A 26,553-nucleotide genomic window follows, 5' to 3' on the forward strand; every position below is an offset into this window, starting at 1 on the left:
ATCATAAAAACTTGAGCGCCAACATCAAGCGCATGGCTGCCATGCAAAAATACAACAACACATCAATTGAGCATGCCCAGCGACCAGCGAAGCGTCACCGGCAGCGGCGTCCACCATCCGGTCCTGACATCTGCTGTTCGCAGAGCAGCCGCAGTCCAGGTGTTGCAGCCGGCCAGAACGTTGAAGCTCCCGTTAGCCTCATAGAACATATCGGTCGCGCCATAAGAGGCTCCCTCTATCGGCTGCACCGCACCATCGGAAGAAACGAGCGTCGCCCGAATGAAGTCCATGAGACGATCCATCCCCTCTTCATCCGTTGAAAACCGCTGAACACCGGGAGCGTCCAGATCGATCTGCGCGGCCACATCCACATGCAGGACGGAGCTGTCGAGCGTCAGCGCCTTCAAGACCGGCATCGGCTTCAGGTCGCCCCATGTCGGCGTTTCGATATAGAAGGAGCGCCCGCCCCAGCCGAACACGACATACCGCGCATCGGGATGATCCAGCGGAGAACCGGCGGCGATCAGATCACCAAAGGCCCCGACGACATCGCCGTCGAGCGGCAGGACGATATCGGTATGGATCGGGTTGGAGAGCACCAGAATTTCCCGGCTACCCGTCGCGGCGATGGCGGGCTTGCCGGAAAGCGGCCGCGGAACCACCATGCCCGCGACCACAGCCAAGCAGATCAGGAGAGCGCAACCCACAATTCTCCGCAGAATGCGCGCCATGACCTGCTCAGAACAGGAAATAGCGCTGCGTCATCGGCAGTTGGGTCGCCGGTTCGCAGGTCAGCAGTTCGCCGTCGGCGCGCACTTCATAGGTTTCCGGATCGACTTCCACATGCGGCGTCAGATCGTTGTGGATCATCGACTTCTTGGAAATGCCACCGCGGGTGTTTTTCACGCCGAGCAACTGCTTGGCAACGCCGAGCTTGCTGGCAAGGCCGGCATCCAGCGAGGCCTGAGAAACGAAGGTGACGGAGGAATTGGTCCGTGCCTTGCCGTAGGCACCGAACATGTAGCGGTAGTGAACCGGCTGCGGCGTCGGGATAGAGGCGTTCGGATCGCCCATCGGCGCCGCCGCAATCGAGCCGCCGAGCAGCACCATATCCGGCTTCACGCCGAAGAAGGCCGGGTTCCACAGTACGAGGTCGGCGCGCTTGCCGATTTCGACCGAGCCGATCTCATGGGAAAGGCCATGGGCGATCGCCGGGTTGATCGTGTACTTGGCGATGTAGCGCTTGACGCGGAAGTTGTCGTTTTCGCCGGTCTCCTGTGCCAGCCGGCCGCGCTGACGCTTCATTTTGTCGGCCGTCTGCCAGGTGCGGATCGCCACTTCACCGACTCGCCCCATGGCCTGACTGTCGGAGGAGATGATCGAGAAGGCGCCGATATCATGGAGGATGTCTTCGGCAGCAATCGTTTCCTTGCGGATACGGCTTTCGGCAAAGGCGATGTCTTCCGGGATCGAGGACGACAGGTGATGGCAGACCATCAGCATATCGAGGTGCTCGGCAATGGTGTTAACGGTATAGGGCCGGGTCGGATTGGTCGATGACGGAATGACGTTGAGCTGACCGCAGATCTTGATGATGTCGGGCGCATGGCCGCCGCCCGCACCTTCCGTGTGGAAGGCATGGATGGTGCGGCCCTTGATCGCGCCGATGGAATCCTCGACGAAGCCGCTTTCGTTCAGCGTGTCGGTGTGGATCATCACCTGCACATCGTACTGGTCCGCAACAGAAAGGCAGCAGTCGATGGCGGCGGGCGTCGTGCCCCAGTCCTCATGCAGTTTCAGCGAGGATGCGCCGGCCAACACCATTTCCTCCAGCGCGCCGGGCAGCGAGGCATTGCCCTTGCCGGCAAAGGCAAGGTTCATCGGGAAGGCATCGGCAGCCTCGATCATCCGGGCGATATGCCACGGACCGGGCGTGCAGGTGGTTGCGAGCGTGCCATGCGCCGGACCGGTGCCGCCGCCGAGCATGGTGGTGAGACCGCTCATCAGCGCTTCCTCGATCTGCTGCGGGCAGATGAAGTGGATGTGGCTGTCCATGCCGCCGGCGGTGATGATCTTGCCCTCGGCCGCAATCGCTTCCGTGCCGGGGCCGACGATGATGTCGACATCGGGCTGGGTATCCGGATTGCCGGCCTTGCCGATCGCCACGATGCGGCCGTCCTTCAGGCCGATATCGGCCTTCACGATCCCCCAGTGATCGACGATCAGCGCATTGGTGATGACGGTATCGACCGCGCCTTCTGCACGTGTCGCCTGGCTCTGGCCCATGCCGTCGCGGATGACCTTGCCGCCGCCGAATTTCACCTCGTCGCCATAGCTGGTGAAATCCTTCTCCACTTCGATGAAGAGTTCGGTATCGGCAAGGCGCACCTTGTCGCCGGTGGTCGGTCCGAACATGGAGGCATAGGCCGCGCGGGACATCTTGTAAGACATGGATCAGGCTCCTTGGGAGAGGGAGGAAGCGTTAGGTGACGAAAGGCGCGTCAGCCTTCCGGAAACAATACGGGAATCAATAAGCCGCCGCTCGGCGGAAAAGGGATGGCCTTCCCAGCCTTCATGGCTGAAACCGGTAAGGCAGATGGTATCCTCAACGAAAGCCGGCTCGGAAAGCACGTGGGCGACAACTACCATTCCGCTACTCGGCACGACGTAGTCGCCGGGTTCATTCGCGGAAAGCTCGGCATCGACAGCCTCGTGCACGCGGCGCGAAATGATGCGGTGAATCTTGCCGCGGCGTTCAGCCAGACGTGCAAAGTCCTCCGTGTAGTCGTCGCAAAAATCGTCGAGTTCGGGATGGCTGACTGCGAGTTGCGGCCTGAGCGCCCGGAATTTCTCGGGGTCCCTGACGGACCAGATCTCGGCGCAGTCGCGTACCGACTCGCTGTCCAGCCATGCGTCGGAAGACAGCATGGCCTTTGCCGGCCGACCGGTATTGCACACTGCCAGCACGTCGGTCTTGTGGCCCGAGGCGGGAAAGCTCGGGGTCATGTTGAAACGAACGACCAGATCGGCAGCGTCGATCACGTCCGCTGCGCCCTCCGGTACCGATCCGTTCCCCACGATCATGATCCGTCTTCCCATTTCGCTCCCGGTTATTATTCGACGCCGTTGGCGAGGTCCTTGAGTTCCTCTGTCCGCTTGCGTGTCAGGTCAGTGAGGCACGAGGCAACGACGGTCGGATACATGCTTCCGCCCCAGACAGCGTAGCCCGCGGCATTGCACTGTCCGTCGCGATACTCGATCCAGGCCCGCTGCGCCTTCAAAAGCGACGCAACCGCACCCTTTGCCTGCTCGTCCAGATCGGCATCCCACTCGGCCACGACCTTGCGGGTCTTGAGCCATTGCAGGTTCAGTTCCTTGTCTGCGGCCTTGTAATCCCGATCGGCGCAGACGTTCATGTCGTACTGGGTCACGGCATTGGCGCAATCGACCTCGGGTTCGTCCTCGCTATAGGCAGGACCATCGGCGAGCAGCACGCAGCCGCAGAGCATCGATATCAGGGCTGACTTCATCGCCTGCTCCCTCCGACGGGGTCGACCGGCGTCACAGCTTGCCCATGATCTGCTGGCGGAATCCATAGACCTCGCGCTTGCCGGAAAGCGGGATCAACGTAACACGCCGCATCTGGCCCGGCTCGAAGCGCACGGCCGTGCCTGCCGGAATATCGAGACGCATGCCACGAGCCTGCTCACGATCGAAGGAGAGACCGGCATTGGTCTCGTAGAAATGGTAGTGGCTACCCACCTGCACCGGACGGTCCCCGGTGTTTGCGACTTCGATCGTCACAGTCGGAAGGCCGGCATTGAGTTCGATTTCGCCGCTCGCGGCAATGATTTCACCCGGGATCATCGCTTGTTCCCTCTCCTGTTCAGGCGGCAACGGAGGGCTTGCAGCCCTCGGCCTTGAAAACACGTTTTGTCGAGGCCGGATTGGCCGCAAGCTTCTCGGCCGGACGCACCGGCCGGCGCACCAGTTCACCACCGCAATTCGGGCAGAAGCCACCCAATACATCAGAGGCACAATCGCTGCAGAAGGTGCATTCGAAACTGCAGATCAGCGCATCCCGGCTTTCCGGAGGAAGATCGCGGTCGCAGCATTCGCAGCCGGGTCTGAGTTCCAGCATGGCGGTCTCAGCGGATGGGTTCGTGAACGGTAACGAGCTTCGTCCCATCGGGGAACGTCGCCTCGACCTGCACGTCGTGGATCATCTCGGCAATGCCTTCCATCACCTGGGCACGGGTGATCACATGGGCGCCAGCTTCCATCAGTTCGGCAACGGGGCGACCGTCTCGCGCGCCTTCGACGACGAAATCGGTAATCAGCGCAATGGCTTCGGGATAATTGAGCTTGACGCCGCGCTCCAGCCTGCGGCGGGCCACGATAGCCGCCATGGCGATGAGCAATTTGTCTTTTTCTCTCGGCGTGAGATTCATGGCTGTTCCACTCTTGTTGCGCTGCGTCAGAGATTCCAGACTTTCGGCACAGACGCGCCGCCGCGCAAGACCGAAATCACTGGGATCAGGATTTTTCTCAAGGTGAACCCGTCTTCGGCCGCAAGCCGGACGACGAGTTTTCCGTTCCAATGGCTGGCGCCGCCCGCGGCATTGCCCAGAAGATCGCGAACCGGGGAAAGATAGGCCTCCGCGTGAGGCCCTGTATAAAGCAGGGTGGAGAAGGCCACATCGCCGGAAAGGACGGGAGCCGCGGCCGTCAGGCTCCGCATGTCCCCTTCCATGAGCAGGTCTTCCGCATGGACGAGCTGGCCGGCGCGGCGAATACGCCAGCGATCCCGTACCATTCCGCTCTCCATGGCCTCGCCCATGGCCTTACGTCCGAGAAGAACGGCTTCTACGGCGAGGAATTCGGCGCTTTCATCGAGATCGACCTCCAGCCGACGCGTGAGCGACGCGCGGTCGAACAGGATCGATTCCTGCGGCAACCAGTGGAAGCGCGCGCCCTGCCCTACATCGATGCGGGTCATGACCTCGGCCGTGCCGGAGGATGCCTTGTAGATCTTTTCGCAGGCCTGCGTGGTTGCGGTGACGAAGGTGCCGGCACCGGCGGAAAACGACCAGTCCAGCCGGTCGCCGCCGGTCAGGCCACCGGCGGTATTGATGATAACCGCCTCCATCTCGGAGGAAAAGGTCTGCGGCAGGCGGATCTTCGCCGCCCCCTCCTGATAAAGCTCTGCAATGCGCGTACGACCGTCGAGCGCCTTGCTTACAAGCCGTCCGTCACCACGGGCTCGCTGTTGTCTGACTTGACCTGCTGACTGCACGTTTTCCCCTGTATACCCGCCTCTTTTCCGGCGGTTATCGTGTCGGCCGGGCACGCCGTTTTTTGAGGCGTCCCCGCGAGGAGTTCGCCACCCGAATTACGGAAGAAGTCCCACATTCTTCCCGTCGCATCAACCTCCCGGATCTTTTCCCCCTGCATTGCGGCAAGCCGGAAGCGGACCCGGTTGCCGGGCCAGGAATGGTCGGCATCGGCGATGACGTAGGAAATGACGCTCGTGCCGGCCTTGCAGCCGTAATAGGCAGAGAACGTCGCCGACTCTCCCTTCTCCCCACGCGGATGCGGATCGCATCCGTTGAGTTCAGCCCAGCGTTTCAAAGCCACTTCCCCGCCATATTGCCAATAGGCCTTGCCACCACCGGCAAAGGGATTGACGTCGTCCTTCAGGCCGGAAAAGGCAATGATCGAGACTGGTTTGGCCGGATGGCAGCTTTCCTTGCGCGGACGCCAGACGCCGTCCTCCTGCTCGGGATAGCCGGCGCGAAGCCCCATGACGAAGCCGGCAGCAGCAAAGTCGCCATGTCCGTCGCAGATATATTGCGACAGCATGCGGCCTCCGCCCGAATAGCCGGAAGCATAGATGCGGGCGGAATCGACGCAGAAGGTCTCCGTCGCATAATGGACGGCGGTGCGGATGAAGGCGCCCTCGTCCAGCCCCTCGGCCTTGGTCACACCGGGAACGTTCCAGGCATGGGTGCCCTCGAATTCGCCGGGCAGGCTGCCCTGCAGCGCCATGACGATGAAGCCTTCGCGCTCGGCCACCTCGTCCCAATGGCTGCGGTTCATCTGGCCGTCGGGATTGCTGTTGCTGCCGTGGAAGTCGAACACCACAGGAACCTTGCGTTTCCCACTATAGTTCGAGGGTATGAAATAGACGGCAGAACGCGTCTGGCCGTTGATATCGAGCGACAGATCGTGGCGACCTGCCGGGAAGGAAGCGCCGCAACCGGCGGCAAGGGCACTGCCGACGCCGGCAGCAAGAAAGAGAAGCCCCGAAACGACCAACCGGACAATGCCAGTCGACCGCACGCGGTTGAAAACCGTGCTGGATGTCATGGATGCGCCTTCTGTTCGCAGATGCGGAAAAAGTACCACGTCATGCACCAGCATCAAGCAGTAAAAGCTAATAAATCGTCAACCCTGTCATGCACGATCAGACGGTCAGATGCCGCCGGGCTTCCGGCGTATCCAGCGTTTCGGCCGGCCCCGTATGCACGATCTCGCCGCGATCCATGATGTAGACGTGGTCGGCAAGCTCCCGGCAGAAATCCAGATACTGCTCGACCAGCAGGATCGCCATACCGGTGGAATCCCGAAGATAGCGGATCGCCCGGCCGATATCCTTGATGATCGACGGCTGAATGCCTTCCGTCGGCTCGTCGAGCACGAGGATTTTCGGCCGCGTCACCATAGCGCGACCGATGGCGAGCTGCTGTTGCTGCCCGCCCGAAAGGTCGCCGCCACGCCGGCCCAGCATGGTCTGCAGGATCGGGAAAAGACTGAAGATCTCGTCGGGAATATAGCGGTCCTTGCGCGTGAGCGGCGCATAGCCGGTCTCAAGGTTTTCCTTCACCGTCAGCAGCGGAAAGATCTCGCGCCCCTGCGGCACATAACCGACGCCGGCCCGCGCACGGTTGAACGGGGCAAGACCGTTGAGCGCCTCGCCTTCGAAGGAAATCGTTCCGGCCGAGATGGGGTGCTGGCCCGTAACGGCGCGCAGCAGCGAACTCTTGCCCACCCCGTTGCGCCCCAGCACGCAGGTGATCTTGCCGATCTCGGCCTTGATCGATACGCCACGCAGCGCCTGCGCGGCTCCGTAATGAAGGTTGATGTTGTCGACTGTCAGCATCGTCGTTCCTCTGAATTCTTGCTCTGCAAAGGCGCTGCCGCCCCCTGGCACCCCGCCTTCTCCCGGGGTGGGGAGAAAGGCGGGGTTTCCGGAGCGTGAACAGGTTAGCGCCCCAGATAGTTCTCGATCACCTTCGGATCGTTCGAGACGAAATCGATCGAACCTTCCGCCAGCACCGAACCTTCCGCGAGGCAGGTGACCTTCACCCCGAGATCGCGGATGAAGCCCATGTCGTGCTCGACCACCACGACCGAGCGGGTCCTGGCGATCTGTTTCAGAAGAAGTGCGGTCTCGGCGGTCTCGGCATCCGTCATGCCGGCGACCGGCTCATCGACCAGCAACAGCTTAGGTTCCTGCGCAAGCAGCATGCCGATCTCAAGCCACTGTTTCTGGCCGTGGGAGAGATTGGCGGCGAGATCGTCCTTGCGCGCCGTCAGCCGGACGATCTCCAGGATCTCTTCGATACGCGCCTTGTCGTCCGCCGTCAGCCGGTAGAACAGGGTGGCGAATACGCCCCGGTCGCGGTTGAGCGCCAGCTCCAGATTGTCCCAGACGGTGTGGCTTTCGAACACGGTCGGCTTCTGGAACTTGCGCCCGATGCCAAGTTGGGCAATGTCGGCCTCGTCCTTCTTGGTCAGGTCGATTTCGCCGTTGAAGAACACCTCGCCCTCGTCGGGCCGAGTCTTGCCGGTGATGATATCCATCATCGTCGTCTTGCCGGCACCGTTCGGGCCGATGATCGCCCTCAGTTCACCCGGCTCGATAACCAGCGAAAGCGAGTTCAGCGCCTTGAACCCGTCGAAGGAAACGGACACGCCATTGAGATAAAGAAGGCTCGTCGGTTTTTTCTCGTCCATCGTCCTTACTCCGCTGCCTGGCCGACGGTGGCCGCAACGCCACCCTCTTCCGCCCTGGTTGCCGTCTTGATGTCGCGCCGCGCCATGGTCTTCTGCTGGATCGTCCCGACGATGCCCTTGGGCAGGAACAGCGTTACGCCGATAAAGAGACCGCCGAGCGCGAAGAGCCAGAGCTCGGGGAACGCGCCGGTGAAATAGCTCTTGCCGGCATTGACCATCAGCGCGCCGATGATCGGGCCGATCAGCGTTCCGCGACCACCGACCGCCGTCCACACCACTACTTCGATGGAGTTGGCGGGCGCGAATTCGCCGGGGTTGATGATGCCGACCTGCGGCACGAACAGCGCGCCGGCGATACCCGCCATCATCGCCGAGACGACGAAGGTGAAGAGCTTGATGTTCTCGACCCGGTAGCCGAGGAAGCGTGTGCGGCTTTCCGCGTCCCGCACGCCGACCAGCACCTTGCCGAACTTGGAGCGTACGATTCCGGAAGAGATCAGCAGGCAAAGCGCCAACATCAGCGCAGAACTTGCAAACAGCACGGCACGGGTACCATCAGCCTGAACGTTGAAGCCGACGATTTCCTTGAAGTCGGTCAGCCCGTTATTGCCGCCGAAACCCATGTCGTTGCGGAAGAAGGCAAGCAACAGGGCGTAGGTCATCGCCTGGGTGATGATCGAGAGATAGACGCCGTTCACACGGCTGCGGAAGGCGAACCAGCCGAACACGAAGGCGAGCAGGCCCGGCACGAACAGCACCATCACCATGGCAAAGGGAAACATGTCGAAGCCGTGCCAGAACCACGGCAGTTCCTTCCAGTTCAGGAACACCATGAAGTCAGGCAGAACAGGATTTCCGTAGACGCCGCGCGAACCGATCTGGCGCATCAAGTACATGCCCATGGCATAGCCGCCGAGCGCGAAGAAGGCGCCGTGGCCGAGCGAGAGAATGCCGCAATAGCCCCAGACCAGATCCAGCGCCAGCGCCAGCAGCGCGTAGCAGAGATACTTGCCCATCAGCGAGACGGCATAGGTCGGGATGTGCAGGAAGCTGTCCGGCGGAACCAGAAGGTTGAGCGCCGGGACAAGCACCGCGACGGCCATCAGGATCGAGATAGCGATGACGATCCTGCCTTCGAGAGCGCGGAAGATAAAGCCGGTCATCATGCTTCGATAGCCCTTCCCTTGAGCGCGAAGAGGCCGCGCGGTCTTTTCTGGATGAACAGGATGATCAGGACGAGAACGAGGATCTTGCCGAGCACGGCGCCGACCGACGGTTCCAGCAGCTTGTTCAGGATGCCGAGCGACAAGGCGCCGACGAGCGTGCCCCAGAGATTGCCGACGCCGCCGAAGACCACGACCATGAAGCTGTCGATGATGTAGGACTGACCGAGGTTCGGGGAAACGTTGTCGATCTGGCTGAGTGCGACGCCGGCGATGCCAGCGATGCCGGAACCGAGTGCGAAAGTGAAAGCATCGACCCAGGGGGTGCGGATCCCCATAGAGGAGGCCATGCGACGGTTCTGCGTCACCGCCCGCATCTGCAGGCCGAAGGCCGAACGCTTCATCAGCACCAACAGACCGAGGAAGATCGTCAGCGAGAAAACGGTGATCCACAACCGGTTCCAGGTGACGGTGAGGTCGCCGAGCGCAAACGAGCCGGACATCCAAGACGGGCTGCCGACCTCCTGGTTGGTGGGGCCGAAGATCGAGCGGATCGCCTGCTGCAGGATCAGCGAAATGCCCCAGGTGGCAAGCAGGGTTTCAAGCGGACGGCCGTAGAGAAAGCGGATGACGCCCCGCTCGATCACGAGGCCGACGGCCCCCGTCACGATGAAGGCAACCGGCAGCGCAATTGCCAGCGACCAGTCGAACAGGCCCGGGTAATTGTTGCGGATCACTTCCTGCACCACGAAGGTGGAGTAAGCGCCGAGCATGACCATCTCGCCATGCGCCATGTTGATGATACCCATCACGCCGAAAGTGATGGCGAGGCCGATGGCGGCAAGCAGCAGGACGGAACCGAGCGAGACGCCGTAAATGACATTCTGCACGCCGTCCCACAGCGCCAGCTTGTCCTCGATGGTGCGGATCGCGGTATCGATGTCAGCCTTCAGCGCGTCGTCGGCATTGGCCGAGGCAGCCATCAGGATGCCGATCGCATCGCGACCGCCGATCCCTTCGATCACGGCAATCGCCGCCTGCTTGTCTGCGAGCGGACGGTCGGACCCCATGATCGAGACGGCACGGGCCTGTTCGAGGAGCGAACGCACCTCGCCGTCCTTTTCCTCGGCAAGCGCGCTCTCCAGAAGCTCGAGATTGTCGGCACTGGGGGATTTAAGAACGGAAGCCGCCGCCTGCAGCCTGACGGCGCGGTCGGGGCTCATCAGCGTCAACCCGCCCTGCGCAGAACGGATCGCGCGGCGGAGATTGTTGTTGACCTTGATCTTGGTGAGAGCACCTTTGCTCTCCTCGCCGACGACTTCGCCGGACAGCGGATCGATGAGCGAGAGCTTGGAGCCTGCGGCTTTCGTGATGAACACGTTGCCGTCCGACTTTCTCGCATAGAGATCCCCCTCGCCCAGTGCCTCTAGCGCCGGCACGACCTTGGGGTTGCCGGTCTTGCCGAGGTCGCCGATGATCTTCTCGGCCTCGGGAAACGAGGCATTGCCGAGCGCGTTGATGAGCGTCGCAGCATCATCCGCAGCATGGGCAGGCAAGGTGCCGAAGGCCAGGACCAGCCAGAGAAACAGTAGTTTGAGTAAATTGGATAATGTCATCATATCGCCCCTCATCCGCCGCCTGGCCGTCCTGCGATCGCGTCCGCAATTCCGGCATCTCGTGACCATTTCACACATCCAGCGGGAGGTGAGGCGGTTTGAACACCCCTTCTAACCTGCTGGTCAGCTCCCCACGGAAGGGGAGAAGAACCGCGGCGCCGCCTCCTGCCGGTTCAAGCATGGACGGGTATCGAAAAAGCCCCTCCCCTGACGGGGAGGGGTTGGGGAGAGATACGCCTCCCCTAGTGCTTCACGCGGATCAGCTGCCCTTGCCGCCGCACTTGCCGGTGGCAACGTTGAAGTTGCCGCACGACATCGGCTTGCGCCAATCGGAGATCAGGTCCTTCGAATCCGGCAGATAGTCGGACCACTCGTCGCCAACCACCTGCGGGGTCTGCTGAACGATGTCGAACTGGCCATCGGCCTGGATTTCGCCGATCAGCACCGGCTTGGTGATGTGGTGGTTCGGCATGACGGTGGAATAACCACCCGAGAGGTTCGGAACGGAAACGCCGATGATCGAGTCGAGAACGGCGTCGGTGTCGGTCGTGCCGGCAGCCTCGACAGCCTTGACCCAGGCGTTGAAGCCGATATAGGCGGCTTCCATCGGGTCATTGGTCACGCGCTTGTCGTTCTTGGTGAAGGCATGCCATTCCTTGATGAACTCGGCATTGACCTCGGAGTCGACGGACTGGAAGTAGTTCCAGGCGGCAAGGTGGCCGACCAGCGGAGCGGTGTCGAGACCGGCAAGCTCTTCTTCACCGACAGAGAAGGCGACGACAGGAATGTCTTCGGCCTTGATGCCCTGGTTGGCGAGTTCCTTGTAGAACGGAACGTTGGCGTCGCCGTTGATGGTGGAAACGACGGCGGTCTTCTTGCCGGCCGAACCGAACTTCTTGATGTCGGACACGATCGTCTGCCAGTCGGAATGACCGAACGGCGTGTAGTTGATCATGATGTCCTCTTCCTTGACGCCCTTCGACATCAGGTAGGCCTTCAGGATCTTGTTGGTGGTCTGCGGATAGACATAGTCCGTGCCGGCCAGAACCCAGCGCTCGACGCCTTCGGTGCTGGCGAGGTAGTCGACGGCCGGAATAGCCTGCTGGTTCGGAGCGGCACCGGTGTAGAAGATATTGCGGGAGGATTCTTCACCTTCGTACTGGACGGGGTAGAAGAGGATCGAGTTCAGCTCTTCGAAGACCGGAAGAACGGACTTGCGGGAAGAAGACGTCCAGCAACCGAATACGGCCGCGACCTTGTCCTGGGAGATCAGCTGGCGGGCCTTCTCAGCGAAAAGCGGCCAGTCGGAGGCCGGATCTACGACCACGGCTTCGAGCTTCTTGCCGAGAACGCCACCCTTCTTGTTCTGCTCTTCGACGAGCATCAGCATGGCGTCTTTGAGCGTCGTCTCGGAAATCGCCATCGTGCCGGACAGCGAATGCAGAACGCCGATCTTGATCGTGTCGTCGGCGGCAAGCGCGCCATGGAAAGCCGTCGTGGCCAGCATGGCGCCGAGCAACGCGCCGGTGAATTTTGCCTTGAGTTTCATGGATTGAACCCCTCTCCTTGTTCCGCAACGAAAGGTTAAAAAGCTTTAACCGTTGCTGAGAGGGACTATCCGACGCTGCAGCGCAAAACCGTATACGTCGTTTGACGTACCAAGGGGGGAAGATAACGGGTGCCGTTGCGCAAGGTGCCGAAACGACAACGCCAGCCTCCCTTCGGGAAAGCCGGCGTCATTGGGATATCTGTCGAAACAGATTGCGTTTTTCAGGCAAGCCAACCGATGAGGATCGGCCAGACTTCGACCGCACCATGGTAGATCATGTTGACCGTCACATAGGCGATGACGCCGAGGCCGACATAGGCAATCCAGCGGTGACGGTGCAGTAGGCGTGCGACGAGGCTCGCGGCAAGCCCCATCAGTCCGATCGACAGGATGAGGCCGATGATGAGGACGCTCGTGTGTTCCTTGGCGGCGCCGGCAACGGCCAAAACGTTGTCGAGCGACATGGAAACGTCAGCAACCACGATCTCGGTGGCAGCCATCAGGAACGTCTTCTGCTTGACACTGAATTCGGTGTCGTCGGTCTCACCCTGCTTGTGCGGCTCATGCGCGGCCGCGCGCAGTTCGCTCCACATCTTCCAGCAGACCCATGACAGCATCAGGCCGCCAAGCAGTTGCAGGCCGACAATGCCGAGGAGAAAGGCCGTCAGGGTCGCGAAGCTGACACGCAGCACGGTTGCCGCGCCAATGCCGACAAGGATGGCCTTCTGACGCTGGTGATCGGGAAGACCGGCAGCAGCAAGGCCGATGACGATGGCATTGTCGCCTGCAAGAACGAGATCGACAGCAATAACCTGAAGAAGTGCCGCAAAGCCTGCGGCAGTGAAAATTTCCATCATGATTTTGGAACCGTGGATTTCAGAGACTGATTGTGTGTCCCGCTATAGACCCCAAGCGCAGCATGACAAGGCAAATGACCGGAAAATATGGGGTTTGTCGCAATATTTTTTGCGTTTTCTAAAAAGCGCTGCCTTTGCGAGATCGTTGCCCTCCAGGTTGAGCCGCGGGATCGCCGACCCAAACCGGATGGCAAGAAGGGGCGCGAGCGCCCCTTCGAATGACTGCGTCGCTTCCGCGACGCTCAGTTCGGACGGTTCCGCAGCGCCTCGGCTTCGGCGTAGAACTTCTTTTCCCATTCCTTGTGGTTGTCGAGACCTTCGCGGATGAAGGGCGTGAAGATCGCCATGTTCATCAACAGCCAGTTGACCAGCCGCGCCGGGAACTTCAGCGGCTTGACGAAATCGACGAACAGAACGACGCGCGTCTTGTCCGTGTGGTTCCACGCCTCGTGCTCATAGGCGTCGTCGAAAATAAGGACCTTGCCCTCCTCCCAGTGGCAGACCTGATCCTTGACTCGGATAGCGAGGTTGTCACCGGTATTTTCGGGAACGATCATGCCGAGATGCAGGCGAAGCACACCGTTATAAGGACCGCGATGCGGCGGCAGGTGCTTGCCCGGCTCGAAGATCGAGAACATCACCGTCGTCAGGCCGGGGATCTTCTGCATGGCCTTCCATGTTTCCGGGCACGACCGGATATTCTGTTCCGACTTCACCCCGAAGCCGAGCAGGAAGAAGGTCTTCCAGCCATTGTCGGTCGAGATCGTCTTCACATCGGTGGAAATGTCCTGGAACGTCGGCAACTCGTTCTTGCGCAGGAGAATGCGGTCTAGTTCGGCGCGGATCGCCGGCGCCGCCTTCTCGATTTCTGCAGCCCAGGGGAAGGTCGCATTGTCGTAGACCGGCGGATTGCCGAGCTTGGCGTATTTGAGGTTCAGGCCCTCCGCCCATGCGACGATGCCCATGAAGGCACGCGTAATGGCGCTCGGCCGGTCCATCGGTGCTATGCCATCGGTTGCAAAGGTCTGCTGCGGCTCGGGGGTATTAGAATCGGCGGAAAAGGGTGCAGCCACATCAGGCTCCGTGACGTTCAGGATTGAAACTTGAAAACATGTTCTTCGGGTTTACAGACGGCAACCGGCGCAATGCAAGCCCTCCTCCCCACGCTTGCCTCGGCCAGAACCGCAATCTCGACCATCTTTGTCGGAATAGCGGATAAATTGTGACACTTTCCGTCATGAAACCGTTCAGCCGCCTGTTTCCACGCCTTTCACGCATTGTTGCAGGCAGCACCCTTCCTTCCCCGCCCCTTGCAATTCCAGTCATTCCCGGAAAGACTGCCTAATCCGCAATCACCTTCAATCGGACACTAGTTTTTAGGCATGGCCGCACGCCAACGCATCATCCCCGTCCGCCGCGAATATAATCGCTGGGTGGCCAATCAGACGCTGGAAGACTATGCGCTGCGCTTCACGGCCAAGAGTGCCCGCAAGTTTTCCTCCAGCCGGATTTCGCAGACAGCCATCGGCGCCATCTCCTTTCTCGCTCTCGAAGCGATCGGCGGCACCATCACGCTGTCCTACGGCACCACCAATGCGGTCTTCGCCATTCTTGCGGCCGCTATCGCCATGCTGGTCGTGGGGCTACCCATCAGCCGCTACGCCATCCGCCACGGGGTCGATATCGACCTGCTGACCCGCGGCGCCGGCTTCGGCTATATCGGCTCCACCATCACCTCGCTGATCTATGCGAGCTTCACCTTCATGCTGTTTGCGATCGAGGCATCGATCATGACCGGCGCGCTGGAGCTTGCCTTCGGCATACCGCTGTGGATCGGCTACATCGTCTCGGCCATGGTGGTCATACCCCTCGTCACCTACGGCGTGCAGCTCATCTCCCGCTTCCAGCTGCTGACCCAGCCCTTCTGGATCGTCCTCAATATCCTGCCCTTTATCTTCATCGCCTTTGCCGACTGGGAGAAATTCGATCTCTGGCGCGCATTCGCCGGTATCGGCCATTCCAATGCTCAGACCGGCGGCATAGCCCCCTTCGATCTCCTGGAGTTCGGTGCGGCCTCCGCCGTCATTCTGGCGCTGATGCCGCAGATCGGCGAGCAGGTGGACTTCCTGCGCTTCCTGCCGCCCGAAGGCGGGCGAAAGCTCCGCCATCGCTTCGCCGTCTTCCTTGCTGGTTCGGGCTGGGTGGTGCTCGGCGTTCCGAAACTGCTCGCAGGCTCCTTCCTTGCGGTGCTGACGCTTTCGACCGGCGTTCCCGCCCGCGAAGCGGCCGACCCGGCGCATATGTATCTCGCCGCCTTCGGCTACATGATCCCGAACGAGACGGCGGCCATGCTGCTGATGGCCTGCTTCGTCATGGTCTCGCAGCTCAAGATCAACGTCATGAACGCCTATGCCGGCTCGCTGGCGTGGTCGAACTTCTTCTCGCGACTGACCCACAGCCATCCCGGCCGCGTCGTCTGGCTGGTCTTCAACGTGGCGATCGCGCTGCTTCTGATGGAACTCGGCATCTACCGGCTGCTGGAGGAGACGCTCGGCATCTTCTCCATTATTGCCATGGCGTGGCTCTGCACGATTTCCGCCGATCTCTTCGTCAACAAGCCTCTGGGTCTCGCGCCTCCCGGCATCGAATTCAAGCGCGCCCACCTCTACGACATCAATCCCGTCGGCTGCGGTACATTGCTTCTTTCCTCCGGCGTGGCGCTCGCCGCCCATTTCGGCCTGTTCGGTCCGCTGATGGCATCGCTTGCCACCTACATCACGCTTCTTTCCTTCGTGATCTCGCCGCTGATCGCATGGGGCACGCGTGGCAAATTCTATCTCGCCCGCAAGCCCCGCCAGAGCTGGAAGACGCTCGGCTCGATCACCTGCTCGATCTGCGAACACCCCTTCGAGCCAGAGGACATGGCATGGTGCCCCGCCTATGCGGCGCCGATCTGCTCGCTCTGCTGTTCGCTCGACAGCCGCTGCCACGACATGTGCAAGCCGCAGGCGAAGCTCAACGCCCAGACGGCGGCTGTGGCCGCGCGTCTGCTGCCGCAGGACATGATCGCCTGGCTATCCACCCGCCTTGGCAGATACGCGATCACCTCCGTCATCGCCATTTCAGTGATCGGCGCGATCCTCGCGCTCATCGCCCATCAGGTCGCCTCCCGCTCGCCCGACACTGCGGAAGTCGTCAACCGCACGGTTCTGATCGTCTTCTTCGTGTTCTCCATGATCTCCGGCATCGCAAGCTGGTTCTACGTGCTCGCCCATGACAGCCGCGTCGTCGCAGAGGAGGAATCCTCCCGCCAGAACACGCTGCTGCTGAAGGAAATCGCCGCCCACCGCAAGACCGATGCGGCGCTGCAGACCGCCAAGGAGACGGCCGAAGCCGCCAACCGGGCAAAGAGCCGTTACGTCGTCGGCCTTTCCCACGAACTGCGCACGCCGCTCAACGCCGTCATGGGCTATGCCCAGATCCTCGAACACGACGAGACGATCCCCGCACCGCGGCAATCGGCGATCAAGGTCATCAGGCGGTCCGCCGACCACCTGTCCGGCCTGATCGACGGACTGCTGGACATCTCCAAGATCGAGGCCGGCCGCCTGCAGGTGTTTTCCAACGAGCTGAACATCCAGGATTTTCTCGACCAACTCATCGACATGTTCGCACCGCAGGCCGCCGTCAAGGACCTTATCTTCGAGCATGATCGCTCGCGCGCACTGCCGCAATATGTCCGCACCGACGAGAAGCGGCTTCGCCAGATCCTCGTCAACCTGCTCTCCAACGCGATCAAGTTCACCGAAGAAGGAACTGTGCGTTTCGATGTCGGTTATCGCAGCCAGGTTGCGACCTTCACGATCTCGGATACCGGGCGCGGCATTTCCGAGCGCGATCTCAACCGCATCTACGAGCCCTTCCAGCGTGGCGAGGCCGAAATCGTCAAACCGCAACCCGGTCTCGGACTGGGGCTGACCATCACCAAGCTGCTCACCAACACGCTCGGCGGCGAAATCGCTGTGACGAGCGAGCCCGGCAAGGGCTCGTCCTTCAAGGTGCGGCTGATGCTGTCGGCAATCGAGCGCCCGAGCACGGCCCCCGCCCCGGAAAGGAAGATCGTTTCCTACACCGGCCCGCGCCGCACCATCGTCGTGGTCGATGACAACGAGGACCACCGCGACCTGATGCGCGAGGTCCTTGCCCCCCTCGGTTTCGTTGTCCTGACCGCGAGCAGCGGCCCCGACTGCCTGACGCTGATCGAGGGCGTGAAGCCCGATCTCTTCCTCGTCGACATCTCCATGCCCGGCATGAACGGCTGGCAGCTTGTGGAGAAATTGCGAGAAACAAGTCAGACGGCCCCGATCCTCATGCTCTCGGCCAATATCGGCGACGCCCCGGCTCCGGGTGGTGACGGCCATAACGATGCCATCGCCAAGCCGGTCGACGTCAAGCGCCTGCGCGACAAGCTGGCACTCTATCTCGGGCTCGACTGGATCTATGCCGACGAGATGCCTCCCGTGCCCGCCACGCCCGCCCCGACAAAACCCCGCTCGCCGGGACCGGCCCATCTGGAAGAGTTGCTGCGACTCGGGGAAATCGGCTATGTGCGCGGCATCGAGGCGAAACTGGCGGATCTCGCCAGACTGGATGGCAACGCGGCCTTCGTCGAGACATCGAAGAGCTTCGTACAGGGTTTCGACATGACAGGCTACATCGCCTTCCTGAAGACGTTCCAGCCGGGCAAGGAGGAGACCCGTGGTTGATGCCGGCCGGCCCCGCGACATCGTTTTGTTGGTCGATGACAGCCCGGAAGCGCTCGGTTTCCTGACCGATGCGCTGGAACAGGCGGGCTTTTCCGTGCTGATCGCCACGTCTGGACAGGTCGCGCTGTCCATCGTCGCCCGCATCAGCCCCGACATCATCCTGCTCGATGCCGTCATGCCCGGCATGGACGGTTTCGAGACCTGCCGCAGATTGAAGGAGGACGCTGCCGTCGCCCAGGTGCCGGTGATCTTCATGACCGGCCTGTCGGAGACGGAGCATATCGTCCACGCGCTGGAATCGGGCGGCGTCGATTATCTCACCAAGCCGATCAATATCGACGAACTGCGCGCCCGCATCCGGGTGCACCTCACCAACGCCCGCTCGGCCCAGAGCGCGCGCGTGGCGCTCGACGCCGCCGGCCGGCACCTGCTTGCGGTGAAAGGCGACGGCAGCATCCACTGGTCGACCCCGCAGGCGACACGGCTTGCCGAAACCGCCACCAGTCGCTCCGATGGTCTTGATCTCGTGGCGCGCGCAATCGCGGAGTGGATGACGAAGCGTGAGAGTGTCGGCGCGCAGGCCGAAAGCAGCTTCAGCTTCACCCACGGCGGCGGCGCGGCCCTGCAACTCGGCTATCTCGGCGCCATCGGCTCCGATGAATACCTGTTCCGCCTGACCGTCTCCAATCGCACCAGCGACGACGAGACGCTACGCCGCCACTTCACCCTCACCCAGCGGGAATCCGAGGTGCTGCTCTGGATTGCCAAAGGCAAATCCAACCGCGACATCGGCGACATCCTCGGCCTTTCGGCCCGCACAGTGAACAAGCACCTTGAGCAGATATACGTAAAACTCGGCGTCGAAAACCGGGCCTCCGCCGCGGTCAAGGCGGCGAATGTCCTGCATGTGGATTGAGAACAGGCCTATCGGCTTTGCCCCTCACCCCACCCCTCTCCCTGCAAGCGGGGCGAGGGAGTGCCAACGGTGCGCCCTTCACCTTCTCCCCGCCCGCGGGGAGAAGGTCCCGGCAGGGGATGAGGGGCTTTTGTCTTGATATCATGTCCGCCGTTCGATGGCGGATCTCACTCTCAAAGCGCCCGCGCCTTTTCACGCAGAACGAACTTCTGGATCTTGCCGGTCGATGTCTTCGGCAGAGGCCCGAACACCACCGTCTTCGGCGCCTTGTAATGCGCCATGTTGGCGCGGCAGAAATCGATCAGTTCCTTTTCCGTCACCGTCGCTCCCGGCTTCAGACCAATGAAGGCGCAAGGGGTTTCGCCCCACTTCTCGTCGGGACGGGCGACGATGGCCGCCTCCATGACCGCAGGATGCCGGTAGAGAACGCCCTCGACCTCGATCGAGGAGATATTCTCACCACCGGAAATGATGATGTCCTTGGAACGGTCCTTGATCTCGATATAGCCATCCGCATGGCAGACCGCGAGGTCGCCGGAATGGAACCAACCGCCGGCGAAGGCCTTGTCCGTGGAGGACGGGTTCTTGAGATAGCCGCGCATCACATTGTTGCCGCGGAAGAAAATCTCGCCCATGGTCTCGCCGTCGCTCGGAACGGGCTCCAGCGTCTCCGGATCGGCGACCATCAGGCCGTCCAGCACCGAGTAACGCACCCCCTGACGAGCCTTCAGCCGTGCCTTTTCGGAGATATCGTGATCGTTCCACTCGTCATGCCATGCGCAGACGACGGCCGGACCATAAGTCTCGGTCAGACCATAGGTATGGGTGACGTCGAAGCCCAGTTCTTCCATCGCCTCGATCACCGCCGCCGGAGGTGCAGCACCGGCTGTCATGACGGAAACCTTGTGGTCGATCCCCGCTTTCAGCTCATCCGGCGCATGGGCGAGCAGGTTGAGCACGATGGGGGCGCCGCAGAAATGCGTGACCTTTTCCGAACGGATGAGATCGTAGATCGGCTCGACGCGCACGGACCGCAGGCAGATGGATGTGCCGGCGGCGGCGGCAATCGTCCAGGGGAAGCACCAGCCGTTGCAGTGGAACATTGGCAACGTCCAGAGATAGACCGGATGATTGGCCATGCCCCAGGTCAGGATATTACCGACGGCGTTCAGATAGGCGCCGCGATGATGATAGACGACGCCCTTCGGATCGCCCGTCGTGCCGGAGGTATAGTTGAGGCTGATCGCGTCCCACTCGTCGACGGGCCGCTCCCATTTGAAGTTGGGATTACCCTCATCGAGGAGATCGTCATAAGTCACCTCGCCAAGGCGATGCCCACCGGAAAAACTCGGGTCGATGATGTCGACGATCTCGATCGGCCGTCCCGCGATATGAACGGCGCGCTCGGCGACATCCGCGAACTCGGGATCGACGATCAGCAGGCGCGCCTCGCCGTGGTTCAGAATGAACGCGATCGCCTCGGCATCCAGCCGCGTATTGATGGCGTTGAGAACCGCGCCGGTCATCGGCACGGCGAAATGGCATTCGAATATCTCGGGGATGTTGGCGGCGATCACGGCCACCGTGTCGCCCCGGCCGATGCCTCGATTGGCCAGTGAGCTGGCGATGCGCCGAACGCGGTCATAGGTCTGCAGCCAGTTGCGGCGCACATCGCCATAAACCACGGCGGTTCGTCCGGGATAAACCTGGGCGGAGCGCTCGATGAAACTCAGCGGAGTCATCTGGGAAAAGTTCGCGGCGTTCTTGTCCAGCTCGCGATCGTAGATTCCCTCCCCGTGCGGAATCGTCATTCCATGCATAGTGTGAGCCTCCCAACTCTCATAGACGGGAGGAGTATTACCCATTTGATCGCGGACGCAATATAGTCCGTTGGGCTAAGAACCATTTCCGGTTGAAACCGGGCTGCACGGCAATGCGCGTGGTCACAAAAGCAGAAGCCCGGCACGAGGCCGGGCTTCCGTAGCCAGATCGCAAGAGCGTATCACATACCCTGCTGGATGTAGGTGTACTTGCCGTCGGCGCCCTTCTTCCATTCGTACATGACGTAGCCCGGAAGCTTCGGGTCGCCCTTTTCGTCGAAGGAGATTTCGCCGAGAGCAGTCGGGAACTTGCCCTTCTTCATAGCTTCGGCAACGGCTTCGGATTCGAGCGAACCGGCAGCCTTGGCGGCTTCGGCAATGACCTGAACGGCGGAATAGGAGTAGAGGGTGTAAGCCTCCGGGTTGAAGCCGGCAGCCTTGAACTTCTCTACGAGTTCCTTGTTTTCCGGACGCAGCGTCGGATCCGGGCCGAAGGTGTTCAGCGTACCGGCAACGGCGTCACCAGCGATCGATGCCAGTTCGTTCGAAACGATACCGTCACCCGAAACGAGCGTAGCCTTGAGGCCCTGGTCGGCAGCCTGACGGATGATCAGACCGGCTTCGGTGTGGAGACCACCCCAGTAGATGATGGAAACGCCGGCTTCCTTCATCTTGGCGATGAGAGCGGAGAAGTCCTTGTCACCGGTGTTGACGCCTTCGTACATGACTTCCGTCACGCCGGCTGCGTTCATGGCCTTCTTGGTTTCGTCAGCAAGGCCCTGACCGTAGGGGGTCTTGTCGTGAACGACGGCGATCTTGGCGTCCTTGAAGTGGTCGGCAAGGTAAGCGCCAGCGATAGAGCCCTGCTGGTCGTCACGACCGCAGGTACGGAAGGTGTTCCACAGGCCGCGCTCGGTGAAGACCGGGTTGGTAGCAGCCGGGGTGATTTCGAGAATGCCGTTTTCGGCATAGACTTCGGAAGCCGGGATGGAAACGCCGGAGTTGAAGTGACCGACAACGAACTTGACGCCGTCAGCAACGAACTTGTTGGCAACCGAGATGCCCTGCTTCGGGTCCGACACATCGTCGCCGAGAACGATCTTGATCTGTTCGCCGTTGATGCCACCAGCCGCGTTGATGTCGGCAGCAGCCTGCTCGGCACCCTTCTGCAGCTGCGCACCGAAGGCAGCGTTCGGGCCGGTCAGCGGACCGCCGACGCCGATCAGCACGTCAGCCCAGGCGTTGCCGCCGAAGGCCACGAGAGCCGTCAGCGCAACGGCTGAAAGGAGAGACTTCTTCATTTTGTTACTCCCAATTTTTAAAGCGGGTTTGGTTTCAGAAACCCGGCGCAATACCCACCATGACTGCGTCGGAAAAGCTGTTCCACTCTTATGAAAGCTCACGTTATTTTCGCCAATGTGAGGCGAGAAAAACGCGGCTGTCAATCTTTCTTCTTCCATGAAAACGGAGAGGTCCGTTCATAGAGCCAATAGTAGTTGTCGACCATCTGCGTCGTACGGCGGCTCTGGAAGCCGGCAATGGAAAACACAAGAAGAACAACAACATCGATCACATAGAGAGCCGGGCTGACCATAGGCCCCTGAAAAAGGGCATAGTGCAGGAAGCGCATGGCGAAACCCAGCAGCAAAGTATAGACGACGACCGTCGGGTAACCGTGCCATCCCTCGGCCACCGCCTTGCCGGTCCGCCACGCGGTCCAGAAACCGAGCAGCAGTACGAGGAAGCGCAGAACGTAGCGGACGCCGGTATCGTTTTCGAAAAACAAGCCTTGCATATCTATTCTCCCTGCCCGCTCAATGGTGGCCGCCTTCGAGATAGGCCGCGCGGACAGAAGGATCCGCAAGCAGCTCCTTGCCCGTGCCACTCATCGTGACCTTGCCGTTGACCATGACATAGGCACGATCGGAGAGTTTCAGCGCAGCGAATGCGTTCTGCTCGACGAGGAAGACCGTAAGGCCCTCTTCCTGGTTCAGCTTCTTGATCGCCTCGAAGATGCCCTTGACGATCAGCGGTGCGAGACCGAGCGACGGCTCGTCCAGCAGAAGCAGCTTCGGACGCGCCATCAGCGCACGGCCGATGGAAAGCATCTGCTGCTCGCCGCCGGAGAGCGTGCCGCCGCGCTGGCTCTGACGTTCCTTGAGACGCGGGAACATGGTGAAGACCTTCTCCACGTCCTCATGGAAATACTTCAGGTTATCGAGACCTGCACCCATCTGGAGGTTTTCCAGAACTGTCATGCGCGGGAAGATACGACGCCCTTCCGGCGACTGGGCGATACGCCGGCGGGCGATCATGTGCGTCGGCATCTTGGTGATATCGGTGCCGTCGAAGATGATCGAGCCGGTGCGGGCCTGCGGGCTGCCGCAGATCGTCATCATCAGCGTCGACTTGCCGGCGCCGTTGGCGCCGATCAGGCTGACGATTTCACCCGGGCGCACTTCGACATCCACCCCGGCCAGTGCCCGGATATTGCCGTAGTAGGTTTCGACACCCTGTACTTTCAGAAGCGGTTCACCGGTCATCAATCTTCACTCCCGGCAACGGCTTCGACCTCGGAAATTGCGTCGGTCAACTCTTCATCCTCGACACCCAGATAGGCGGCGATCACCTTCGGGTCGTTCTTTACTTCGTTCGGCGTGCCGTCCGAGATCTTCTGGCCGTATTCGAGCACCACGACATGGTCGGAGATTTCCATAACCACAGACATGTCGTGCTCGATCAGCAACAGCGAGGTTCCCTCGTTACGAATGGAACGCAGGAGCGTGTTGAGCGCCAGAGACTCCTTCGGGTTCAGACCGGCCGCCGGTTCGTCGAGGCAGAGCAGTTCCGGACCCGTGCACATGGCGCGCGCGATCTCCAGACGACGCTGCGCACCGTAGGGCAGATCGCCGGCCGGATCGTCGGCGCGATCGGTCAGATCCGCCTTCTCCAGCCAGTACTTGGCCTTCTCAATCGCCTCGGCCGCTGCGCGCTTGTAGGTCGGCAGCCCGAGAAGGCCGAGCACGGTGAAGCCCGAAGCCTTCATCAACACGTTGTGCTGGGCCACCAGCAGATTTTCCAGAACAGTCAGGCCCGAGAACAGACGGATGTTCTGGAAGGTACGCGCCACCTTCGCCTTCTTGGGGATCTCGAAGTCCGGCAAGCGCTCCAAAAGGAATTGCCTGCCGGAATTCTGGGTCATCGTGATCATGCCCATGGTCGGCTTGTAGAAGCCGGTGATGCAGTTGAACACCGTCGTTTTGCCCGCCCCGTTCGGACCGATCAGGGCGGTAATATCGCCGCGCTTGGCCTCGAAGGAGAAGTCGTTGATTGCCATCAGGCCGCCGAACTTCATCGAGAGATGTTCGACTTTGAGGATCGTGTCGTTCGTCATCGTAGTGGTTCCGGAAGTCATCAGCCGTGACCTTCCTTGGTGAAGCTTCCCGAGACTGCCTTGCTCTCCTTGAGGAAGGCTGTCGGTTGACGCGAGCCGACGAAGCCACGCGGCTTGAACAGCATCACGACGATCATGGCCAGACCGAACAACAGCATGCGGTAGAGTTCCGGCGTGAAGTCAGGCCCGAAGACGACCTTCAGGAATTCCATTTCACGCAGCAACTCGGTGCCGCCGACCATTACTATGGCCGCAATGGCGATACCCGTCAGCGAACCCATGCCGCCTAGAACGACGATGGCGAGAATGACGGCCGATTCCAGGAAGACGAAGCTTTCCGGCGAAACAAAGCCCTGGCGCGCCGCGAAGAAGGAGCCGGCGAAGCCGCCGAACATCGCTCCGGTCGCAAAGGCCGTAAGCTTGGTCGCCACGGTGTTGATGCCGAGCGAGCGGCAGGCGATCTCGTCTTCGCGCAGCGCTTCCCATGCACGGCCGATCGGCATCCGGCGAAGACGGATCGTCACATAGGCCGTCAGCAGGCAAAGCGCGAGAATGATGTAGAAGAGGAAGATCTTGTAGTAGACCGAAGACATCGGCAGACCGAAGGTCTTGGCAAACCCGGTTGCCGACGCATCGAACTTGATGCCGAACAGCGTTGCCTTCGGAATGCCGGAGATGCCGAACGTGCCCTTGGTCACATCCGTCCAGTTGATGAGGACGAGACGGATGATCTCACCGAAGGCCAGCGTCACGATGGCAAGGTAATCACCGCGAAGACGCAAGACCGGGAAACCGAGGATGATGCCCCAGAAGGCTGCGAGAATGCCGGACAGCGGCAGCAGGACCCAGAAGGACAGGCCGAACTGCTGCGACAACAGCGCGTAAGAATAGGCACCGACCGCGTAGAAGGCGACATAGCCGAGGTCGAGCAGACCGGCGAGACCCACCACGATGTTCAGGCCCCACGCCAGCATGACATAAATCAGGATCTGAATGCCGAAGTTGTCGACATATTTCAGCGAGCCTTGCAGACCGGTCAGCGCGACGATGACAGGCGGGTAGAGAAGCAGCGCCAGAAGCGCGATCTTCAGGAAATGCTGGTGGAAGAAGGAAGGCTTGGCTTCGATCTCGTGTACCGGCACCTGTGCACGGAGTTCCTTGCGGGCACGGGCCCACGGATGGAAAAAGCCGACTATGAGGAAGCGGCCGATCGCGGCAATCGCCACGAAGATCGCCAGAAGGCCCCATCGCGGATACCAGATCAGGGCATTATTGATGTCCTGATCGGTCTTGATGCCGACATAGAGAATGAACAGGCCAAGGGCGAGAACACCGGCAAAAATGCCTTCCTTGATCGCGCGCGCAAGGGTTCCGGATTGAGGTGCACCGGTCACGTTTGCAGAATTTGTCATGAGGTCAGACCTTCTCGACTTCCGGTCGGCCCAGGATACCCGTGGGCTTGAAGATCAGCACGAATGCCAGGATGCCGAAGGTTGCGACATCCTTGTAGGCGATGCTGAAGTACGCGGACCAGAGCGACTCGATGAGACCGATCAGGAGACCGCCGAGAACAGCACCCGGCAACGAGCCGATACCGCCAAGAACAGCCGCGGTGAACGCCTTGACGCCCGGAACGAAGCCGTCGTTGAACGATGCCACGCCATAATACATCAGATACATCGTGCCGGCGACCGCAGCGAGCGCCGCACCCATAACGAAGGTTACGGAGATCGTCCGGTCGACATCGACGCCGAGAAGTGCCGCCATCTTGCGGTCCTGTTCGGTGGCGCGCTGCGCACGACCGAGAGGCGTCTTGTTGACGATGTACCAGAAGGCGAAGAGCAGCACCGAAGTGATGGCGACGATGATGAACTGCTTCAGCGAAATGGTGATCGCGCCGAAATGATAGACATCGTTGACCAGCGTCGGGATCGGCTTGTTGCGCGGACCCTGCGTGACCTGGATGAAGTTCGAAAGAGCGATAGACATGCCGATTGCGGTGATCAGCGGCGCCAGCCGGAACGAACCGCGCAGCGGCCGGTAGGCCACGCGCTCGATGGTCCAGTTCCACAGGCCCGTCATCAGCATCGCGATGACCAGCATGATCAGCAGCGCAAGCGCAACCGGAATGCCAGCAAAGAACGATGTCAGGATGAGGAAGACGATAAGAGCGGCAAAGCCGCCAAGCATGAAAATGTCACCATGGGCAAAGTTGATCATGCCGATGATGCCGTAAACCATCGTATAGCCGATTGCGACAAGGCCATAGATGGATCCAAGAGTCAGCCCGTTAATGAGCTGCTGGATGAAGTACTCCATTACCAATCCCCCGGGCACGGTACCGATGTTCCCGTGCCTCTTGTATGTTGCCCTTTTGGGTTCTTAACATGAAGAAATTCCATAGCGTTTTGTCCGCAAATGTGAAGCCTAAAACCCGGCTAACGCGCATTTTA

At 60.9% G+C, this 26,553-nt stretch carries 25 protein-coding genes; 2 read left to right on the plus strand and 23 right to left on the minus strand.

Annotation, left to right across the window (positions count from 1 at the left end; genetic code table 11):
- Nucleotides 1–62 precede the first annotated feature (62 nt).
- The 16 genes from NBH21_RS10070 to olsC all read right to left on the minus strand — a co-directional run bounded on the left by NBH21_RS10070 (nt 63) and on the right by olsC (nt 14,277).
- Nucleotides 63–731: a TIGR02117 family protein gene (locus NBH21_RS10070; protein WP_250915629.1), complete on the minus strand. Its 669-nt coding sequence runs from the start codon at nt 729–731 to the stop codon at nt 63–65.
- A gap of 7 nt (nt 732–738) precedes the next feature.
- Complete coding sequence (gene ureC, locus NBH21_RS10075) at nt 739–2,451, minus strand: urease subunit alpha (protein ID WP_250915628.1); 1,713 nt, start codon at nt 2,449–2,451, stop codon at nt 739–741.
- Between the two features lie 3 nt (nt 2,452–2,454).
- Nucleotides 2,455–3,084: a Urease operon accessory protein gene (locus NBH21_RS10080; RefSeq protein WP_250915627.1), complete on the minus strand. Its 630-nt coding sequence runs from the start codon at nt 3,082–3,084 to the stop codon at nt 2,455–2,457.
- 29 nt (nt 3,085–3,113) lie between these two features.
- Complete coding sequence (locus tag NBH21_RS10085) at nt 3,114–3,530, minus strand: lysozyme inhibitor LprI family protein (protein ID WP_250915626.1); 417 nt, start codon at nt 3,528–3,530, stop codon at nt 3,114–3,116.
- A gap of 31 nt (nt 3,531–3,561) precedes the next feature.
- Entirely contained in the window at nt 3,562–3,867 is a 306-nt protein-coding gene (locus tag NBH21_RS10090; protein WP_250915625.1) for an urease subunit beta, read from the minus strand.
- A 19-nt stretch (nt 3,868–3,886) separates the two neighbouring features.
- Nucleotides 3,887–4,141, minus strand: coding sequence for a DUF1272 domain-containing protein (locus NBH21_RS10095; protein ID WP_250915624.1), 255 nt, complete (start codon nt 4,139–4,141; stop codon nt 3,887–3,889).
- A 7-nt stretch (nt 4,142–4,148) separates the two neighbouring features.
- A complete protein-coding gene (locus NBH21_RS10100) occupies nt 4,149–4,451 on the minus strand; it encodes an urease subunit gamma (protein ID WP_099058644.1) in 303 nt (100 codons plus the stop codon).
- A gap of 26 nt (nt 4,452–4,477) precedes the next feature.
- Nucleotides 4,478–5,296, minus strand: a complete 819-nt coding sequence (locus NBH21_RS10105; RefSeq protein WP_250915623.1) for an urease accessory protein UreD — start codon at nt 5,294–5,296, stop codon at nt 4,478–4,480.
- A complete protein-coding gene (locus NBH21_RS10110) occupies nt 5,239–6,369 on the minus strand; it encodes a CE1 family esterase (protein WP_250915622.1) in 1,131 nt (376 codons plus the stop codon). Before NBH21_RS10110 ends, NBH21_RS10105 begins: the two co-directional genes overlap by 58 nt.
- 97 nt (nt 6,370–6,466) lie before the next feature.
- Nucleotides 6,467–7,162: an urea ABC transporter ATP-binding subunit UrtE gene (gene urtE, locus NBH21_RS10115; protein ID WP_250915621.1), complete on the minus strand. Its 696-nt coding sequence runs from the start codon at nt 7,160–7,162 to the stop codon at nt 6,467–6,469.
- A gap of 104 nt (nt 7,163–7,266) precedes the next feature.
- On the minus strand, nt 7,267–8,019 hold the full coding sequence (gene urtD / locus NBH21_RS10120; RefSeq protein ID WP_250915620.1) for an urea ABC transporter ATP-binding protein UrtD: 753 nt from the start codon (nt 8,017–8,019) through the stop codon (nt 7,267–7,269).
- Nucleotides 8,020–8,024: 5 nt separating this feature from the next.
- Nucleotides 8,025–9,185 carry an urea ABC transporter permease subunit UrtC gene (gene urtC, locus NBH21_RS10125; protein WP_250915619.1) on the minus strand — a complete coding sequence of 387 codons (1,161 nt, stop codon included), beginning with the start codon at nt 9,183–9,185 and terminating at the stop codon, nt 8,025–8,027.
- Nucleotides 9,182–10,798 (minus strand): urea ABC transporter permease subunit UrtB, encoded by a 1,617-nt coding sequence (gene urtB, locus NBH21_RS10130; protein ID WP_250915618.1) that lies wholly within the window; start codon nt 10,796–10,798, stop codon nt 9,182–9,184. Before urtB ends, urtC begins: the two co-directional genes overlap by 4 nt.
- A gap of 259 nt (nt 10,799–11,057) precedes the next feature.
- Entirely contained in the window at nt 11,058–12,347 is a 1,290-nt protein-coding gene (gene urtA / locus NBH21_RS10135; RefSeq protein ID WP_250915617.1) for an urea ABC transporter substrate-binding protein, read from the minus strand.
- A gap of 221 nt (nt 12,348–12,568) precedes the next feature.
- A complete protein-coding gene (locus NBH21_RS10140) occupies nt 12,569–13,201 on the minus strand; it encodes a TerC family protein (RefSeq protein WP_250916399.1) in 633 nt (210 codons plus the stop codon).
- A 245-nt stretch (nt 13,202–13,446) separates the two neighbouring features.
- Nucleotides 13,447–14,277, minus strand: coding sequence for an ornithine lipid ester-linked acyl 2-hydroxylase OlsC (gene olsC, locus NBH21_RS10145; protein ID WP_250915616.1), 831 nt, complete (start codon nt 14,275–14,277; stop codon nt 13,447–13,449).
- Nucleotides 14,278–14,586: 309 nt separating this feature from the next.
- On the opposite strand from olsC, the gene NBH21_RS10150 reads away from it, so the two are divergent.
- Nucleotides 14,587–17,970: a hybrid sensor histidine kinase/response regulator gene (locus tag NBH21_RS10150; RefSeq protein WP_250915615.1), complete on the plus strand. Its 3,384-nt coding sequence runs from the start codon at nt 14,587–14,589 to the stop codon at nt 17,968–17,970.
- Nucleotides 17,963–18,886 carry a response regulator gene (locus NBH21_RS10155; RefSeq protein ID WP_250915614.1) on the plus strand — a complete coding sequence of 308 codons (924 nt, stop codon included), beginning with the start codon at nt 17,963–17,965 and terminating at the stop codon, nt 18,884–18,886. Before NBH21_RS10150 ends, NBH21_RS10155 begins: the two co-directional genes overlap by 8 nt.
- 173 nt (nt 18,887–19,059) lie before the next feature.
- Here NBH21_RS10155 and NBH21_RS10160 read toward each other — a convergent pair whose 3' ends face one another.
- From NBH21_RS10160 to NBH21_RS10190, 7 genes are all read right to left on the minus strand, one after another.
- Nucleotides 19,060–20,706, minus strand: coding sequence for an acyl-CoA synthetase (locus tag NBH21_RS10160; protein ID WP_425340396.1), 1,647 nt, complete (start codon nt 20,704–20,706; stop codon nt 19,060–19,062).
- A 182-nt stretch (nt 20,707–20,888) separates the two neighbouring features.
- On the minus strand, nt 20,889–22,007 hold the full coding sequence (locus NBH21_RS10165) for a branched-chain amino acid ABC transporter substrate-binding protein (RefSeq protein WP_250915613.1): 1,119 nt from the start codon (nt 22,005–22,007) through the stop codon (nt 20,889–20,891).
- 140 nt (nt 22,008–22,147) lie between these two features.
- Nucleotides 22,148–22,501 (minus strand): DUF6867 family protein, encoded by a 354-nt coding sequence (locus NBH21_RS10170; RefSeq protein WP_163900524.1) that lies wholly within the window; start codon nt 22,499–22,501, stop codon nt 22,148–22,150.
- 19 nt (nt 22,502–22,520) lie between these two features.
- Nucleotides 22,521–23,249, minus strand: a complete 729-nt coding sequence (locus NBH21_RS10175; protein WP_163900526.1) for an ABC transporter ATP-binding protein — start codon at nt 23,247–23,249, stop codon at nt 22,521–22,523.
- The gene (locus NBH21_RS10180) at nt 23,249–24,121 is read right to left on the minus strand and encodes an ABC transporter ATP-binding protein (RefSeq protein WP_250915612.1); all 873 of its coding nucleotides are present in this window, start codon (nt 24,119–24,121) and stop codon (nt 23,249–23,251) included. The genes NBH21_RS10175 and NBH21_RS10180 overlap by 1 nt, the downstream gene beginning before the upstream one ends.
- Entirely contained in the window at nt 24,121–25,512 is a 1,392-nt protein-coding gene (livM, locus tag NBH21_RS10185) for a high-affinity branched-chain amino acid ABC transporter permease LivM (protein ID WP_163900530.1), read from the minus strand. The genes NBH21_RS10180 and livM overlap by 1 nt, the downstream gene beginning before the upstream one ends.
- 4 nt (nt 25,513–25,516) lie before the next feature.
- Nucleotides 25,517–26,419, minus strand: a complete 903-nt coding sequence (locus NBH21_RS10190; RefSeq protein ID WP_250915611.1) for a branched-chain amino acid ABC transporter permease — start codon at nt 26,417–26,419, stop codon at nt 25,517–25,519.
- Nucleotides 26,420–26,553: the final 134 nt, after the last annotated feature.

Source organism: Ciceribacter sichuanensis, from assembly GCF_024055605.1.
Classification (GTDB): Bacteria; Pseudomonadota; Alphaproteobacteria; order Rhizobiales; family Rhizobiaceae; genus Allorhizobium; species Allorhizobium sichuanense.

What these genes read in the sequence shown, in the direction of transcription:
- NBH21_RS10180 (WP_250915612.1), bottom strand. Translation starts at nt 24,121, where the DNA reads ATGACTTCCGGAACCACTACGATGACGAACGACACGATCCTCAAAGTC.
- urtC (WP_250915619.1), bottom strand. Translation starts at nt 9,185, where the DNA reads ATGATGACCGGCTTTATCTTCCGCGCTCTCGAAGGCAGGATCGTCATC.
- urtD (WP_250915620.1), bottom strand. Translation starts at nt 8,019, where the DNA reads ATGGACGAGAAAAAACCGACGAGCCTTCTTTATCTCAATGGCGTGTCC.
- NBH21_RS10100 (WP_099058644.1), bottom strand. Translation starts at nt 4,451, where the DNA reads ATGAATCTCACGCCGAGAGAAAAAGACAAATTGCTCATCGCCATGGCG.
- NBH21_RS10150 (WP_250915615.1), top strand. Translation starts at nt 14,587, where the DNA reads ATGGCCGCACGCCAACGCATCATCCCCGTCCGCCGCGAATATAATCGC.
- NBH21_RS10175 (WP_163900526.1), bottom strand. Translation starts at nt 23,249, where the DNA reads ATGACCGGTGAACCGCTTCTGAAAGTACAGGGTGTCGAAACCTACTAC.
- NBH21_RS10165 (WP_250915613.1), bottom strand. Translation starts at nt 22,007, where the DNA reads ATGAAGAAGTCTCTCCTTTCAGCCGTTGCGCTGACGGCTCTCGTGGCC.
- NBH21_RS10080 (WP_250915627.1), bottom strand. Translation starts at nt 3,084, where the DNA reads ATGATCGTGGGGAACGGATCGGTACCGGAGGGCGCAGCGGACGTGATC.
- NBH21_RS10170 (WP_163900524.1), bottom strand. Translation starts at nt 22,501, where the DNA reads ATGCAAGGCTTGTTTTTCGAAAACGATACCGGCGTCCGCTACGTTCTG.
- NBH21_RS10095 (WP_250915624.1), bottom strand. Translation starts at nt 4,141, where the DNA reads ATGCTGGAACTCAGACCCGGCTGCGAATGCTGCGACCGCGATCTTCCT.
- urtA (WP_250915617.1), bottom strand. Translation starts at nt 12,347, where the DNA reads ATGAAACTCAAGGCAAAATTCACCGGCGCGTTGCTCGGCGCCATGCTG.
- livM (WP_163900530.1), bottom strand. Translation starts at nt 25,512, where the DNA reads ATGACAAATTCTGCAAACGTGACCGGTGCACCTCAATCCGGAACCCTT.
- NBH21_RS10160 (WP_425340396.1), bottom strand. Translation starts at nt 20,706, where the DNA reads ATGCATGGAATGACGATTCCGCACGGGGAGGGAATCTACGATCGCGAG.
- urtE (WP_250915621.1), bottom strand. Translation starts at nt 7,162, where the DNA reads ATGCTGACAGTCGACAACATCAACCTTCATTACGGAGCCGCGCAGGCG.
- ureC (WP_250915628.1), bottom strand. Translation starts at nt 2,451, where the DNA reads ATGTCTTACAAGATGTCCCGCGCGGCCTATGCCTCCATGTTCGGACCG.
- urtB (WP_250915618.1), bottom strand. Translation starts at nt 10,798, where the DNA reads ATGACATTATCCAATTTACTCAAACTACTGTTTCTCTGGCTGGTCCTG.
- NBH21_RS10070 (WP_250915629.1), bottom strand. Translation starts at nt 731, where the DNA reads ATGGCGCGCATTCTGCGGAGAATTGTGGGTTGCGCTCTCCTGATCTGC.
- NBH21_RS10090 (WP_250915625.1), bottom strand. Translation starts at nt 3,867, where the DNA reads ATGATCCCGGGTGAAATCATTGCCGCGAGCGGCGAAATCGAACTCAAT.
- NBH21_RS10190 (WP_250915611.1), bottom strand. Translation starts at nt 26,419, where the DNA reads ATGGAGTACTTCATCCAGCAGCTCATTAACGGGCTGACTCTTGGATCC.
- NBH21_RS10110 (WP_250915622.1), bottom strand. Translation starts at nt 6,369, where the DNA reads ATGACATCCAGCACGGTTTTCAACCGCGTGCGGTCGACTGGCATTGTC.
- NBH21_RS10140 (WP_250916399.1), bottom strand. Translation starts at nt 13,201, where the DNA reads ATGGAAATTTTCACTGCCGCAGGCTTTGCGGCACTTCTTCAGGTTATT.
- NBH21_RS10085 (WP_250915626.1), bottom strand. Translation starts at nt 3,530, where the DNA reads ATGAAGTCAGCCCTGATATCGATGCTCTGCGGCTGCGTGCTGCTCGCC.